A 16,110-nucleotide genomic window follows, 5' to 3' on the forward strand; every position below is an offset into this window, starting at 1 on the left:
GGCCTCGACATCTCGAAGCCCCCTCACAAACAGTGCCGGCCGAGGAAATCAGCGAGGGGCGATGAACCCACCGATGCCGGCTATCGCCAGCCGTGCGGCCGGCACCGCCGGTTCGGCAAAGGTCAATCGCAGGAATCGAGCGGCCCGCGCCCTGGCAAAGGCGATCCGCTGCGTCGACAACGCATAGGCAATATTCGAGAATTCGCCGCTCGCGCCAGGTTCCCAATTGGTGCCATCGCGACTCGTTTCGGCGATATACCCTTTGGGCGGGGCCGCATCCGTCATCACCTGGCGCGAAGGGGTGAGGCTGAATCCCGCCAGAATCGTATCGGCGCCCAGATCGACGGTCACGCGGGCTGGCGTCGCCCGCGTCGGGCGTGGCTGGACCCAGATGCTCGCCGCCTCGTTATCGAGCAGCCTCTCCGCGCCGGGCGCGCTAGCCGATACGATCGTCCATCGGGTCACGTCGAGAACGCTGGGATCGGTCGACACGATCGTCGGCACCGGCTCCGGCGCGACTGCCCGGAACAGCGCGAACTCGCTGATCGCCGGGGAAACCGGCGCCTCCAGCACGCGCAGCCGCACGCGACGCGGTGCGATCGGCGTACCGAGCCGGATGACGCGTTGCGCCGAAATACACGCACGCTCCGCCAGCGTCCGCCACTTGCCGTCGATCTCCGCGTCCACGGCGAAGCGCGTCACGCGAATGCCCAGCGGCAGATACTCGCGCAGACGGATCACGTCGAAGCGCGTGCCCAGCTTCAGGTCGAGGGTCAGCGTCGGATCCGTCACGCCGTCGGGAGCCGCCCAATAGCTCTCGCGGTTGCCGTCGAGCACGCGCGCCGGCTCGAAGCCTGAGCCGCGGCTGTGGCTGGCATGCGCGACTGCGCCCTGCGCGAGATCGCGCGCGAAAGTCGCGCGGATCGCATCTCCGAAGGATTTCAGGATCTTGACGTCCTGATCGGGGATCCGGCCACGACGATCGGGGGGAATGTTGAGATTGAGGTTGGTCCCCCGCCCCACCGACTCGTCGTACAGCCGGACCAGTCGTTCTGGGCTCTTCACCTTCGAATCCTCGTCGGCGTGGTAGAACCAGCCCGGGCGGATCGATACGTCGGTCTCTGCGGGCCACCATAGCGCGCCGCCGCGCACCCCCGAATTGCCTTCCTTCTGGTCATAGGGTTTGTTCGGCATGGTCGGCCAGCACGGGTCGCCCGCTACGCCGTCCTCATTGCCCACCCAGCGGATATCCGCGCCCAGCGGATCGAAGGTGCAGGCGTTGGGCTGGAGCTTGTGGACCAACGCGACGATCGATGGCCAGTCATAGTAACGCGGCGCATCGATCTTCCGTGCCTCGCGCGCGCCGCCATAATAGCCGTCGCCGCCATTGGCCCCGTCGAACCAGACCTCGAACAGTTCGCCGTAGCGCGTGCACAATTCGGTCAGCTGCGCGCGGTAATATTCGACATAGGCAGGGCGGCCATATTCGGCATGGTTGCGGTCCCAGGGTGACAGATAGACGCCGAAGGGGAGCTTCGCCCGGCGGCAGGCATCGGCCAGCTCGCGGACGATGTCGCCCTTGCCGCCCTTGTAGGGGCTGTTGCGGATGCAATGCTCGGTGCGCCTGGTCGGCCACAGGCAGAAGCCGTCGTGATGCTTGGCAGTGAGGATCACTCCCCCGAGCCCGCCCGCTTTGGCCGCCGCTACGATCTGGTCGGCATCGAAATCGCTCGGATTGAACAGCTTGGGGTCTTCATCGCCAAAGCCCCATTCCTTGTCGGTGAAGGTGTTGATCGAGAAATGCACGAAGGCATATTGTTCGCGGCCGTGCCAGCGCCACTGCCGCGGGCTCGGTACGGCGCCATAAGGCTTTGGCGCCGCGCCGGCCCGCGCCAATGCCGGGATCGAGGGGATCGCGCTCGCCGCCAGGCTGGTGGCGATCAGGCTGCGACGAGAAAGCTCGGTCATGCGGATCCTCTTCAGTATCGGGCAGATTTCGGCCGATTCACTATTTCGGCAGTTCCAGCGCGTCTCCGCTCAGCGTGAAGTCGGCCCATTGGCCGGGCGCGTCGCCGGGCTGGCCGCCGCCCACCCAGAGCCGATAGGCACCGGGCACGACACGACGCGTTCCGTCGCGCGCGACCGTGCTGATGCTGCGTGGATCGAGGGAGAAACGGACCGTCTGCGCCTTGCCCGGAGCGAGAGCCACGCGACGGAAGCCGACCAGCTGGCGCTGGAGCACCGGTGCGGTGAACGTCGCCCCCTTCTCCGCCGGCGGCACCAGATAGGCCTGCACGACCTCCTCGCCCGCGCGCGCGCCACTGTTGCGCACCGTCACGCGTATCTCCACCGGCGCGGCCGTGCTCGCACCCTTCGCTTCCAGCCCGGCATAGGCAAAGCTGGTATAGCTCAATCCATGGCCGAAACCCCAGAGCGGCGTGCCGGTGAAGAAGCGATAGGTGCGCTCCTTCATCCCGTAATCGACGAAGGCCGGCAGATCCGATGTGGCCTTGTAGAAGGTGACCGGCAGGCGCCCCGAAGGGTTGTTGAGCCCGGCCAGCGTCTCGGCGATCGCAGTGCCGCCCGCCTCGCCTGGATACCATGCGGCGAGGATCGCGTCGGCCATCGCCGGATCCACTGCCACCGCGCTGCCGCTCGTCAGCACCAGCACCACCGGCTTGCCGGTGTCGCGGAGCGCCTGGAGCAGCCGCTGCTGCGCATGCGGCAATGCGATGTCGGTCCGGTCGCCGCCGACGAAGCCGGGTACGCTGACCTGCAGCGCCTCGCCTTCGAGATCGGGTGACAGACCAAGCACGGCGACCACCACGTCCGAATCCCGTGCCGCCGCGACTGCCTGTTCGAGGAGGGGTTCCGCCGGGGGAAGCCAAAGCAGTCGGATGCCTTCGTCCTCGCCATAATGATCGAGCTCGAGCCGGAAATCGTGATGACGCCCATCGCTGACGAAGGGGATTTCGACACGCGCCTTGCCGAGGGGCCCCTGATGGAGCGGCTTGCCGTCGATCCACAGCCGCACGGCATCGTGCCGCGTACAGTCCTTCCAACACGCCGGGATGTCGATCGCCAGCGTGTAGCGGCCCGGGCCGGGCGGCACGAGCGCGCCCGTCCAGCGTACCGCGAAGCCTTTGGCATCGAGCTCGGGCAAGGGCGCGGCGCGCGTGTAGTTGAAATCGATCCGGCGATCCTGCCGCACCATTGCGGGCGCGCCCGTCACCGTGGGGCTCGCGAAATATTCGGCCTTCAGCCCGGGCCTGCCCTCCGCCGAGAACGCCGTCTCGGGTACCATTACTGACGCGCCATCGGCGAGCAACGATCCTTGGGCATATCGCACATTTGCCGTGCCGAACTGGCGGCGGATGCCCTCCAGCGGTGTCACCGGATCGGCCGCGGTGCCGTGATAATTGGCTTCGAGCACATTGAGGTCATCGGCATCGGCGCCGATCACTGCGATGCGACTGCCCTTGGCGAGCGGAAGCCGGCTCGCATCGTTCTTGAGCAGCACGATCGCCTTGCGCGCCGCCTCCAGCGCCAGCGCGCGGTGCGCGGGTGTACCTACTTCGCTCGGCGCGATCCGGTTCCACGGACTTTCCGCGCCGAATAAGGTGCCGAGCGCAGCGCGGGCCGAAAGCGCGCGAGTCAGCGCAGTGTCGATCTCGGCCTCGGTTACCAGCCCGCGCTTTACCGCTTGCGGCAAAGCGGCATAGGCCGATCCGCAATTGAGGTCGTTGCCGCCTTTGAGCGCCGCGGCCGCGGCGGCCGCGCCGTCGAGCCGATAGTGGTGGAACAGATGGATATTGGCGACGGCGTCGCAATCCGAGACGGTGAGGCCGCGAAAACCCCAATCGCCGCGCAGTCGCTCGATCATCAGCGACGGCAGCGCGCAGACCGGAACGCCGTGGATCGAATTATACGCGCACATCACCGACCGCGCCCTCCCCTCGGTCACTGCTAGGCGAAACGCCGGCAGATAAGTCGATTCCAGATCCTGCGGGCTCGGATCGACGTCAAAGCCGTCGCGCCCGGCCTCTGGACCGCTGTGCACCGCGAAATGCTTGGGCGTGGCGATCACCTTGGGGTGCGCCGGATCGGGGCCCTGCAGTCCCTGGATGAAGGCGATTCCGAGATGCCCCGTCAGATACGGATCCTCGCCATATGTCTCCTGTCCGCGCCCCCAGCGCGGATCGCGGAAGATGTTGATGTTGGGAGACCAGATCGTCAGCCCCTCGTAAATCCGCCGGTCGGCACCGATTGGCCGCGCGTTGAACTTCGCCCGCGCCTCGGTCGCCACGACGTCGCCGACGCGCTGCATCAGCGCGGTATCCCATGTCGCCGCTAGGCCGATCGCCTGCGGAAACACGGTGGCATAGCCGTTGCGCGCAAGGCCGTGCAGGCCCTCGTTCCACCAATCATAGGCCGGGATTTCGGCCTCGGCGTCGGCAGGCGCAGTGCTTTGGAGCTGCGCCGCTTTCTCCTCGACGGTCATTGTGGCGATCGCTTTGGCCACCGCATCGGGATCGGGCTCGGTACCAGCGAGCAGGAACGGGAGGATCATCGCTGCGGTCCCAAGGTTCGAAGCGTCAGCGCGTGCTTCAGCGCTGCGGCAGAAGCATCGGAGCGTATGTCGATCGTCAAGCTTTCGCCGGGCAACAAGTCGAAGCCATCGTCGCTCGGCTGCGCGGCGATATCGCCGAAATCGAGCATCACGGCGCGCGCAAGGGCGGACGCGGCAATCGTCACCCGTTTGCCTTCCCAGCGCGTGGTCAATCCGGGGGCGGGATAGGCCATGTCCCTGGGCAAGGCACGCTCTACGATCGTGCGTGAGACGCTGCGCCCGTCGATCAGCAATTCGGCAACCGCGAAGCTGGCCGTGGTTTCGGCACCGTTGAACAATTCGGCATCAGCGATGCTGGCCACTTCCTGCGCCCCCAGCGGCTCGAGCGTTACCGCCGCGCCTTTCGTGCCGAGCGGTTTGCCCGCCATGTCGAACGCGCGGACGCGCCACTCGGCGGCGATCGGCAAGGTCGCGTCCGACACGAGCGCGATGCGCATGGCGCCGTCCTTATGCTCGGCGACGATGGCCTGCGGGGCGAAGAAACGCCGCGCGGCGTAGTGCAGCAGTTTCCACTGGCCGTTGTAGTCGACGCTAGCCCACGAGATCGCCGGCCACGTGTCGTTGAGCTGCCAGTAAAGCGAGCCCAAGGTCACCGGACGGCATCCGCGGTGATGCCGCGCCGCCATATCGATCGCTTGCGCCTGGTTGACCTGCGTCAGATAGACAAGGTCGGCGAAATCCTTCGGCTTGCGCAACCTTTGATCGAGATAGAGCTGGAGGCGCGCATTGCCTTCGCCGGCGAGGAACTTCTGGTGCGCCTTGAGCACCGGGCTGTCGATCGCGAGCGGGCCCTTGCCCGCGAAGCCCCGGATCGTCGACAGATCGGGCACTCCCTGAAAGCCATATTCGGACATGAAGCGCGGGCACGAATCCAGATAGCGCTCGACCGGCTTCGATCCCGACCACACATCCCAGAAATGCCGGTCGCCGTCCTTGTCGGTATCGGTCGGGCCCTCATAGTCGCTCGAAGGCGAGCCCGGCCAATAAGGCGTCCCCGGCGCGCGCGCCACCACCGCGTCGCGCAACACGCGATCGAACAGCACTGCCATGCTGGTGCCGATCCGCTCCTGCGCGTCGGCGCCGATTCGCGTCTTGAACGCCTTGCGATCGGACCAGTTCTCCCAACCCGACAGCACTTCGTTGCCGCCCGACCAGCCGACCAATGAGGGGTGCGGCTGGAGCCGCTCGACCTGTTCCTCGGCCTCCACCCGGACGTTCTCGCGGAACGCTGCATCGGGCGGCGTCACCGATCCCCCGAACATGAAGTCCTGCCAGATCATCAGACCCATCTCATCGGCGAGCGCGTAGAAGGCATCGTCGAGATAATAGCCGCCGCCCCAGACGCGGATCATGTTCATGTTGGCGTCGCGCGCGCTGGTCAGGATCTGGCGCATCTGCGGCTCGCCGACGCGCGACGGGAAATTGTCGAACGGGATCAGGTTCGCGCCCTTGGCGAAGATCGGCACCCCGTTGATCCTGAAACCGAAACTGCCGTCCTTGCGGATGAATTCGGCGGTGCGCAGCCCGATCCGCTGGGTCACCCGGTCTTCGGTCGTGCCGCCGGCATCGAGCGTCGCCTCGACCGAATAGAGCGGCTGCGCGCCATAGCCGACGGGCCACCAACGCTGCGGCTTCTCGATTGTCAGCGGCGCGCTGACCCAATTCTCGCCGGCGACGAGGCTGGCGGCCCGGCTGATCTCGACCTGCTTGCCGTCGGGGCCGGTGACCCGCGCGCGCAGCGTCACGTTGGCCACACCGCCGGCGACGATCCGCCAGCGGGCGACCAGCCGCGCCTCACTATCGTTGAGCGCTTCCTGATCGACGCGGAAGCCATCGATCCGCGCTTCATCCCATGCCTCGATCCGCGCTGGTCTCCATACGCCGATATTCACCAGCCGCGGACCCCAGTCCCAGCTGTAGTGATATTTGGGCTTCCGGATGTACGGCGAGGTCTGCTTGCCCTTGGGCTCGTCGCCGAACGCAGAATCATATTCGCCGGGCAGCGGGTTGGCCTCGGCCAGCACCATCGGCTGGAGCGTACGGATCGGTGAGGCGATGCGGACGATCAGCTCGTTGCGACCTGGCTTCAGTGCCGTCTTCGCATCAACGCGCCACCGGCGATGGGCGTTGTCGGCAGTCAGCAAGTGCTTGCCGTTCACCGTCACGCTCGCGAAGGTGTCGAGCCCGTCGAACACCAAGTCGACATGATCACGCGCGAGCATAGCCGGAGTCACGTCGATCACCTTGCGGAACTGCCAATTGGTCAGCCCCGCCCATTGGATCGGCGCTTCGTTGATCCCCTTGAACGGATCGGGGACGCCGCCCGCGGCGATCAGATCTTGCTGGACGCTACCCGGCACATGCGCGGGGAACCACTGGGCCTCCTTCGGGTGCTTCCTCGCATTCTCGGCGTCGGCGGGATCGATCCGCGCTTCCCACGCACCGTCGAGCTTTGCCGTTTCACGCGGCGCGGCAACCGCGCAGACGCTTGCAAGAAGTGCGGGCAGCAGTGCTATTGCGCGCGCTTTCACTTCGCGGCCTCACTCAGTGTGGCGCGTTCGACCGCGTAGAAGGGATCCGAAAGCGGCGAAGTGAACTGGAAGCACAAATCCGCGTCCCCCTGCATCGCCGGCAACGTGCCCGAGAAGCTGAACCGCGTCGGGGCGGTTTCCGGATCAGGCAGCGGGAAACTGGCAACGACGAGCGGCTCGATCGTCTTGTCCTTAGCCGCAGCGATACAGCGTGCGGAGATCACCAGCTCGCCATGCGTGGTCACGTTGAAATGCGCGCGCAACGCCTTGGCTTCGTGCGCGAGGCCGTAATGCCGCGCCAGCCGCGCCACGTCGATCGTGAAGCTCTTCGCCATGTCGAGCGGAGCCGCCGGATAGGCGCTGCACGTGTCGAACAGATTGACGTTGAACACAGGCGCATTCTCCGTCGCCTCCGACGTCAGCGGTACACGCAGGCCGAACGCGCCGCGCGGACAGGCGACCAGCTCAGAGCTGGTCCGCGTGAGCAGTGCCGCGCGGCTGGTGTCGAAGCTACGCGGCCGAGCAGTCGGATTGCCCGCGGCATCGAATGCGGCGGCCTGAATCGTCACCCCCGGTTTCAGCGACAGCGGCGCTCTGTACACCGGCGATTTCGCGGTCGGGACCTTGCCGTCGAGCGTGTAGCGGATCGTGCCATATGGCGCCTGCGTCGCGAGCGCGACGCTTGCCCGGTTGGCGCGCAGCGCGTCGCCCCGCGTGCTCTGAAGATGGAAACCAACAGCAAAAGCGCTGTCGGCGACCTCTACCCCCGAGCGGCGCCAGCGCTGGACCTGCGGATCGAGCCGTGTGAGGAAGCCTATAAAATCGCGTTTCTCTTTGGCTGACCAGGTGATCTCGGCAATCGCGGCGGCGCGCGGGAAGATCATGTGCTGCACCTGATACGGAGTCGCCAGATATTCGCTCCACGCATTGCCCTGCGCGCCGAGCACATGCTTCGCCTTCTCGGCATCGATGCCCGCGGGCATCGGTTCGTATTTATAGACGTCGGCGAGCGTCTGGATCGAAAGCCGCCCGGGCGGCTCGTCGCTGCGATCACTCTGCAGGCTGTCGAGATACAAAGTAGGCGCAGGGCTCAGCACCACGTCGTGATTCTGGTTCGCGGCATCGACCGCGCCCTTCTCGCCGCGCCACGACATCACCGAGGCCGAAGGCGGCAACCCACCTTCGAGGATCTCGTCCCAGCCGATCAGGCGGCGGCCCTTGCTCGCCAGATAGCTGCCGAATTCGTCGATCATCCAGCTCTGCAGCTGGTTCTCGTCCTTGAGCCCCAGTGCCTTGATCTGCGCCTGGACACGCGGAGAGCGCTCCCACTGATCCTTGACGGCCTCATCCCCCCCGAGATGGATGTACGTGCCGGGGAACACCGCCATCACTTCGTCGAGCACTTCCTTGACGAAGGCGACGCCCCTGGGGCCGGGATCGAACAGATAGGGATTCACGCCCCAATCGTGTGAAACTTCGGGCCGATCGCCGAACACCCCGAATTCGGGATAGGCGGCGACGAGCGCCTGTGCGTGGCCGGGCAGATCGATCTCGGGGACGATCGTGATGCCGCGCTCGGCGGCATAGGCCACCAGCGCCTTCAATTGTTCCTGCGTATAGAAACCGCCGACCTTGGCTCCCGGTGCGCCGCCGGTCGACGGGGGGGTGCGCCACCCGCCGATCTCGGTAAGCTTGGGATAGCGCTTGACCTCGAAGCGCCAGCCCTGGTCGTCGGTGAGGTGCAGGTGCAACGTGTTGAGCTTCACCGACACCATCTGGTCGACCACGGCGTAGATCGATGCGATCGGCTGAAAGTGACGTACCGGATCGAGCATCAGCCCGCGCCAGCCGAAACGCGGCGCATCCTCGATCGTCACCGCCGGCACCTTGACCGGTTTGCCGAAAGCTCGATCGGGGCTGAGCAGCTGGGCAATTGTCATCGCGCCGTACAGCAAACCGCGATCGCCCGAAGCGCTTATGCGGATGCCCTGGGGGTCCACCACGACGCGATAAGCCTCCTCCCCTTGCACCGATGCGTCGCGAACGAGGGCGATCGCACCCTCGCCCTCACGCGTGGCCAGCGTGAGCCCACGCTCGACCTTGACATGCGCCGCCAGCACGCGCGCCGCCGCGGCGGCACCGGCGTCGCCCGGCACCACGCCGATCACGGTCCCGTCGCGCACCGTGATACTGCCGGCCCCCTGCACGATCGATTGGGGAAGCGGGGTCAGCGGAAGCGGATCGGCGGACTGCGCCAGTAGAGGGGAACCAAACAGCAACACCGCCCAACCGACACGGCGCAGCTGCAGCACCCCAACAACCCGCATCACGCTTCTCCCGCTGGCGCCCTGAAGGCGCGATCCGGTGATGTAACCAATATGGGTCCTGCGGCACAATAGCCACCTTCCGCCCCACTCCTTCCTGGACCACGAAAGTCCGATCGCGACCCCATATCCCCAGAATGGAAAGAGGAATACCAATATGAATCCACACCCATCCCATTGCTCGAGCGGGCGCGTTGCGTTAGCGTCGCGGCGACCAGGGGCGGGAGCCGCGGGGGCGCCGTGGGGGAAGATTGATGGCATTCTCGGATCAGATCGGGCGTTTCCGCGAAGACAACCCATCTCCGCTCTACCTCCAGCTTCAGCAGCTCATCCGTGACGCGATCAGCTCCGATGTCCTCGCTCCGGGGGATGCGATCCCGCCCGAACGCGATCTTGCCGTCGAATATAATGTGGCGCGCATCACGGTCCGCAAGGCGATCGTCGGGCTCGTCGAGGAAGGTTTGCTTACTCGACGTCGCGGCGCGGGGACGTTCGTCACCGGGCGCGTCGAAAAAAGCTTCTCCAAGCTCTCCTCGTTCACCGAAGACATGGCCGCGCGCGGCCGCAAGGCCAGCAGCAGCTGGATTTCCCGCGCACCCGGCAAGGTGAACCCGGAAGAAGCAATGATGCTGGGCTTGTCGCCCGGCGCCCCGGTGCTCCGCTTCGCGCGAATCCGCTATGCCGATGACGAGCCGATGGCGCTCGAATTCTCGACCATCGCCGGCTACTGCCTAGCATCGGTCGATGTCGTGCAGGACTCGTTGTACGACGCGCTCGAAAAAGCCGGCAATCGCCCGGTGCGCGCGCTGCAGCGGCTCCGGGCAGTGCCGTTCGGTGGCGAACATGCCCGGATGCTGGGCGTGGATCCTGGTCACCCCGGCCTGCTGATCGAGCGGCGCGCGTTTCTGCGTGACGGCCGCGCCGCCGAAGTCACTCGCTCTTATTATCGGGGCGACGCCTATGATTTCGTCGCGGAGCTCAGCGACATCTAAATCCAGCGGCGTGGCGCTGCCCGCCAACCTTGGTCGATTTGGTACTATACCATTCGCTCTCAAGTCGCACCTTCTTACGGCCCAATCGCGTGCCACCCTCTCTCCGTTTCGATGCAGAAGGCGACACAACGCCGCAAAAACACGACAGAGGGCCCGATTATCGCGACATACGGAAAAGGCACCTGGTCGCCCAAATGGTATGCTTTGGTTATGTCGATTGGTACGCTTTCGCGATCCCGAACCGGATCGTGGCAAGCGGCAAGGCCGATGCGATCGGCAACCGGGAGTTGGACCTCCAATTACGTCCGAGGTCCGTGTTTTTTAGGGGAATATTGTGATGCGTTTGCGACAGACGATCCTCCTGACCTCCGCTCTGACCGGCTTCGCCGCGAGTGCGCAGGCGCAACAGACCCCCGCCGCGCCGCCCACGACGACAGCGCCAAGCGAAACCACCGCCCAGGCCGGACCCGATGCCGCCGGCGAGGAGATCGTCGTCACCGGCTATGCCAGCAGCCTTCGCCAGGCGCTCGAGATCAAGCGCAATGCGAATGCCGTGGTGGATGCGATCTCCTCAGAGGATATCGGCAAGTTCCCCGACCGCAATGTCGCCGAGTCGCTGTCGCACATTCCCGGCGTCTCCATCGACCGCCGCTTCGGCGAGGGCGAGAAGGTCGCGATCCTCGGCACCGATCCCGCGCTCAACCGCATGTTGCTCGACGGCCACGGCCTCGCCTCGGCCGATTGGGGCGGGAACGACAATGATCCCAGCAGCCGCACTTTCAACTATTCGCTGCTCGCCCCCGAATTGGTCGACAGGCTCGAAGTCTACAAGTCGCCCGAGGCGCGGATCGAGGAAGGCAGCCTCGGCGGCACCGTGATCGTCCGCACGCGCCGCCCGCTCGAGCTGAAAGCCAACTCCATCTTCGCCTCGGGTGGCTATTCGTACAATGATCGCGCCGAGAAGGGGAACATCCGCGGCTCCGGCCTTTACAGCTGGAAGAACGACGCCGAGACCTTCGGCGTCCTGATCGCAGCCACTTACGACAAGCAGAATCTCGTGCGCTCGGGCGTCGAGTTCTTCGGCTATGACAATGCCGACGGCTCCGGCAGTCCGTTCATGACGACGAACGCCGCGGGCCAGCGCGTGCTCAAGAACCCGGGCGCGGTGATCACCGGCGGCACGCTCGCCGATCTCGACAAGGCGGCATCGCCCTTCGGCATCAACTATGCCTATTTCCAGCAGCAGCGCAAACGCGCCAGCGTCGCCGGCACCGTCCAGCTGCGCCCGTCGAGCGACCTGACGCTGACGCTCAACGGCACGCACATCGAAGGCAATTACAACAATTACAGCCAGTCGATGTACACGATCCCCGGCGCGTGGACCGGCGACGTGCTCCAATCGGCGACCATTTCGAACGGCGTGGTGACCGATGCCAGCTTCGGCGCCGCCACCGGCCAGAGCGCACAGCTCGATACGCTCGTTCGCCATACGAAGCTCAAGACCGACAATCTCAACTTCTTCGCCGACTGGGAAGGTGACGACGGTGCCAAGCTGTCCTTCGCCGGCGGCTGGAGCAAGGCGACGGGCGGGCGGAATCCCGAATATCTCTTCAACGTACAGACCCGGCTGCCGTTCAGCTATTCGATCAGCCCCACCACGGCGGATGTGAATTTCGTCGGCGACCTCACCAATCCGGCCAATTATTTCACCAACCCGAACAACAATCCCGCGACGATCGAGGGCAACCCGGTGATGGTGAACGGGTCGCCGCTGATCGCCGCGCAGATCGGCGGCCTCGATTACAGCGTCACCACCGACAGCGACATATTCGCGGGTTTCGATGCGACCGTTCCCGTCGGCGGCTTCTTCACGCAAGTGCTGATCGGCGGCCGCTTCACCCACCATATCAACCGCGTCGATGCGCGCGGCGTGAACACGTATCTCCAGCAGTCGCGGCTCGGTTCGGAGCTCGGTGTCGAGACACTGGTGACTCCCGACGGCGTCTTCAGCGGCACGGGGGGCAGCGGCAGCGCGACGCAATATCTGAACCTGCCCGAGCAATCGGTCATCGACATCCTCGCCGATGCGATCAATTCGCCACTCGTGGACAAGGTGGGCGCCTCCACCCGCGTCAAGGAAACGGTCGCGGCGAGCTACGTCCAGTTCAACTTCGAGAGCGGGGGCCTGCGCGGCAATATCGGCGGACGGCTCGTCTACACCAAAAACCTCTCGCAATATGCGCTGGCGCTGCCGACGCTGACCGATCCCAATCCGCGCCCCGTGCCGACCAGCACTGCGAACGACTATCTGAAGTTCCTACCGTCGTTCAACGTCGCCTATGAGGTCAACCCCAAGCTGATCTTCCGCGGGGCGGTGGCCAAGGTGATCTCGCGGCCGCGCTACCAGGATCTGGCCGCCTCGATCACACAGAACGACGTCACCTACGATGCCGGCGGCGGCAATCCCAATCTGAAGCCGTATGAATCGACCAATTTCGAAGTCACGGCGGAATATTATCCGGCGCCCGGCGCGTTGCTTTCGCTCGAGCTTTATCGCCGCGAAATTTCCAACTACATCGTCAACACCCGCCGCGAAGGCGTCACGCTCTACAACTCGCTGACCGGCCAGCTCGAAAACCGCTACAGCGTGTCGCAGCCGGTCAACGGCGGCAAGGCGAAGGTCAACGGCGTACTCGTGCACGGCCAGGCGGAGATCTGGGGCGGGTTCGGCATCCAGGCGAACTATGCCTACCAGGACAGCAGCACCTCGACGACGCTCGACACGACCGAGATCCTCAACCTCCCCTATCTCTCGAAGCACACCGTCAACATCATTCCCTATTTCGAGAAGGGGCCGTTCCAGGCGCGCCTGAGCTATAGCTATCGCTCTTCCTATTTCCGGACGATCGGGCGCCTCGGCTCGCAGGAAATGGTCGCGCCGTACAATCAGCTCGATGCCTCGGCCGCGTTCAAGCTGACCGACAATGTCACGATCAGCGTCCAGGCGCAGAACCTGCTCGACGAGACCTATCTGCAATATAGCGGCACGCCCGATCGGCCCTCGGCCTTCTACAAGAACGGGCGTACTTTCGTGGGCAGCCTGTCCTTCCGCATGTAGCGCGAGCTGCATGCGGGCTGCCGCGCCGCCGGATGGTGGAGGTGACTCCGCCAAACGGCGGGTCTGGCCGAGAGCGCGCAGGCGCCGTCACGCACCCGCCTGCGTTCGCTCGCCTCTCCGTCGCGTTTGCCGGATGAAGTCGACCATGAGCGGTACCGCGGCGGCCGCGTGCGTTTCGAGCAGCTTGTGGCCGGCATCGAGGACATGGGCTTCCATCCTCGGCAACACCTGCATCCAGGATTGGATCTCGGCGAGATCGAAGAAGGGATCGTGGCGGGCCCAGAACATCAACGAAGGCGGCTGCCGGCGCGCAAGATATCGGGCGATGGCATCGAACCCGGCAACATAGTTCCCATAGTCCGCAACCAACGCCCGCTGCGTTTCCATCCGGCCCGGCAGCTGCATCACGCGCCAGTCCTCCTCCCATATCTCGGGCGCGATACGCGCCGCCACGTCCGGCGGCATCCCGCCGAGATACCCGTTGCGTACGCCCTCGAATGTCAGATGCGCAGTCGCAGCCGCCTCGTTTTCCGGGTCTGGATGCGACCAATAGTCCATCGCCGGGGCCCAAGGCGGCCCGAGCCCGGTTCGATGCGCATTGGCATTCTGGATGATATGGCCGAGGACCTGTTCCGGTGCCTGCAGAGCGATGTGGAACCCCACCGGGGCGCCGAAATCATGAAGGTAGATGTAGCGCGGCCCGACCGCGAGCCGGTCCAGCAACTCCGAAATGGCCTGGCCAAAGGCCGGAAACGAAGGTGCGGGCAGAACGTCCGATTCGCCGAAGCCAGGCAGATCCGGCGCGATCACATAGGCGATCCGCGACAGTTCGGGCACGACCGCCCGGAAATAGTCCGCCGATCCCGGAAAACCGTGCAGGAGCAGCACCGCCGGGCTGGATGGGTCACCTGCCGTGATAAAGGCCAGGTCCGTACCGCCGGCAAGGCGAAGTCGTTGGCGGGTCGCCGGGTGCATGTTCTGACTCCTCTCGATCCCTTGCCTCGGCTCAGACACGATCGTGGACGCGCTTCAGGAAATCGCGTGTGAGATCGACCGCCTCTTCCAGACTGGTCTCGAGCAGCCAATGCCCGGCATCGAGCAGGTGGAGTTCCGCGTCGGGCAAGTCGCGCAGATAGGCGCGCGCCGATTCCTCCGGCATGTAGCCGTCCTGTGGGCCCCACAGGATCAGCGCCGGCGGCGAATGCTCTCGCAAGAAGGCCTGATAACGGGGAAACCACGCAAGATTGTCCTTGAGGTCGTAGATGATGGCCGCGGCAATCTCCTGGCGCCGCTCCGTCATCAGCGCCCAGTGCAGCTCCCAAAGATCGGGCGGTATCCGCTGGGCCAGCTCGGGATGGACGTCGTTCAGAAACTCGTCTCTGAAATGATCCTTCGAGATGGACTCGCGCAATTTGCGGAGCCCTTCCGGCCGCTCCATTTTCCAGATGTCCCTGAGCCCGGCATATTTGGCCCCGAGCACATCTTCATAGATATCGCCGTTCTGGATGATGATCGCGGCGACGCGGCGGGGATCGCGGATCGCGAGCCGAAGGCCGATCTGCGAGCCGAAGTCGTGGAGATAGAGCGCAAAACGCCCCACCCCCAGCGTATCGGCAAACGCCTCCAGAAACGACGCGAAGCCGTCGAAATCATAAGCGAACGCTTCGGGCGTGGCGCTATGGCCACTGCCCGGGAAGTCCGGCGCGAGCAGCCGCCAGTCTTCGCCCAGATGGCGCATATAGTCCCTGAATTCGTATGAGGAGCAGGGATAGCCGTGGGGAAGCAACACGACCGGGGCATTGGCCGGCCCGGCTTCGCGATAGAAAACGTCCACGCCGCCGACGTTCGTTCTGCAATGGAATACGGGAACAGGCATCACGGCTCCTGGCTGCATCCGGCGGGAACAACGGCGAGCGCAGACGCCTGTTCCGTGTGAAGAGCGGGTCCGTCCAATACCCGCCCACGCCGAAAACCGGGATTGCCGCTAGGGCGTGGTGCCGCATAGCGCGGCATGGGCGGCGCGAATGAGGAGGCATTCCTCCTGGCCGCTCGAAGCGCCATCCCAGCCGAAGATCGGCCGCATTCCGGCATCATGGCGGATGCGCTCCGCGACCGCATAGAGCTCATGTACCGTTGGTGCGCGGCCTTGGGCTACGCAGTCGATTACTTCCGCTGCGAACAGCGGATTGAAAGCACTCATCACCAACGCCCTCTCCAACACTCTCCGGAACATAGTCTGTGCGTGTGACAGTCAAAGGACGCGCGCGGAGGTTTCGCGGCGAAGTGCGCGGCCGATCCGTCGAGCTCCAGACTTCGGAGCGCCGATGCGGCGGAACGGACCGCTCCCTCCATCGTACCGCCGAGGAAAACCTTGCTCGGGTCCACGATGTCATCGCGCCGTAGTGAAGGCCCCCTAGCCGCAGCCGATCCTAAGAAGGGGTCGAAGAAAAATGCACGTCTCGGGCAAAAAGACTTACGCAGTGTCGCTTCTCGCATCCGCATGCGCGCTGGCTTG

At 65.1% G+C, this 16,110-nt stretch carries 9 protein-coding genes; 2 read left to right on the forward strand and 7 right to left on the reverse strand.

Features of this window, described 5'->3' with window-relative positions; translation table 11 throughout:
• Nucleotides 1-48: 48 nt before the first annotated feature.
• From BR78_RS0104490 to BR78_RS0104505, 4 genes are read right to left on the reverse strand one after another with little or no spacing between them, the layout of a single operon-like run.
• Nucleotides 49-1,968, reverse strand: coding sequence for an alpha-L-fucosidase (locus BR78_RS0104490; RefSeq protein WP_029728621.1), 1,920 nt, complete (start codon nucleotides 1,966-1,968; stop codon nucleotides 49-51).
• 40 nt (nucleotides 1,969-2,008) lie between these two features.
• The gene (locus BR78_RS0104495) at nucleotides 2,009-4,570 is read right to left on the reverse strand and encodes a glycoside hydrolase family 3 C-terminal domain-containing protein (RefSeq protein WP_029728566.1); all 2,562 of its coding nucleotides are present in this window, start codon (nucleotides 4,568-4,570) and stop codon (nucleotides 2,009-2,011) included.
• Nucleotides 4,567-7,161, reverse strand: coding sequence for a beta-mannosidase (locus BR78_RS0104500; protein WP_029728565.1), 2,595 nt, complete (start codon nucleotides 7,159-7,161; stop codon nucleotides 4,567-4,569). The genes BR78_RS0104495 and BR78_RS0104500 overlap by 4 nt, the downstream gene beginning before the upstream one ends.
• Nucleotides 7,158-9,488 carry a beta-N-acetylhexosaminidase gene (locus tag BR78_RS0104505; RefSeq protein WP_029728564.1) on the reverse strand — a complete coding sequence of 777 codons (2,331 nt, stop codon included), beginning with the start codon at nucleotides 9,486-9,488 and terminating at the stop codon, nucleotides 7,158-7,160. The genes BR78_RS0104500 and BR78_RS0104505 overlap by 4 nt, the downstream gene beginning before the upstream one ends.
• A 251-nt stretch (nucleotides 9,489-9,739) precedes the next feature.
• Here BR78_RS0104505 and BR78_RS0104510 point away from each other — a divergent pair, with 251 nt between their 5' ends.
• Together BR78_RS0104510 and BR78_RS0104520 are read left to right on the forward strand one after the other, a co-directional pair.
• The gene (locus BR78_RS0104510) at nucleotides 9,740-10,477 is read left to right on the forward strand and encodes a GntR family transcriptional regulator (RefSeq protein ID WP_029728563.1); all 738 of its coding nucleotides are present in this window, start codon (nucleotides 9,740-9,742) and stop codon (nucleotides 10,475-10,477) included.
• Between the two features lie 337 nt (nucleotides 10,478-10,814).
• Nucleotides 10,815-13,595: a TonB-dependent receptor gene (locus BR78_RS0104520; RefSeq protein ID WP_029728562.1), complete on the forward strand. Its 2,781-nt coding sequence runs from the start codon at nucleotides 10,815-10,817 to the stop codon at nucleotides 13,593-13,595.
• Between the two features lie 87 nt (nucleotides 13,596-13,682).
• On the opposite strand, the gene BR78_RS0104525 is transcribed toward BR78_RS0104520, so the two are convergent.
• From BR78_RS0104525 to BR78_RS0104535, 3 genes are all read right to left on the reverse strand, one after another.
• Complete coding sequence (locus BR78_RS0104525) at nucleotides 13,683-14,570, reverse strand: alpha/beta fold hydrolase (RefSeq protein WP_029728561.1); 888 nt, start codon at nucleotides 14,568-14,570, stop codon at nucleotides 13,683-13,685.
• Between the two features lie 31 nt (nucleotides 14,571-14,601).
• Nucleotides 14,602-15,471 carry an alpha/beta fold hydrolase gene (locus BR78_RS0104530; protein WP_029728560.1) on the reverse strand — a complete coding sequence of 290 codons (870 nt, stop codon included), beginning with the start codon at nucleotides 15,469-15,471 and terminating at the stop codon, nucleotides 14,602-14,604.
• Nucleotides 15,472-15,579: 108 nt separating this feature from the next.
• Nucleotides 15,580-15,795 carry a hypothetical protein gene (locus BR78_RS0104535; protein WP_029728559.1) on the reverse strand — a complete coding sequence of 72 codons (216 nt, stop codon included), beginning with the start codon at nucleotides 15,793-15,795 and terminating at the stop codon, nucleotides 15,580-15,582.
• Nucleotides 15,796-16,110: the final 315 nt, after the last annotated feature.

Source organism: Sphingomonas sp. UNC305MFCol5.2 (assembly GCF_000712135.1).
Lineage (GTDB): Bacteria > Pseudomonadota > Alphaproteobacteria > Sphingomonadales > Sphingomonadaceae > Sphingomonas.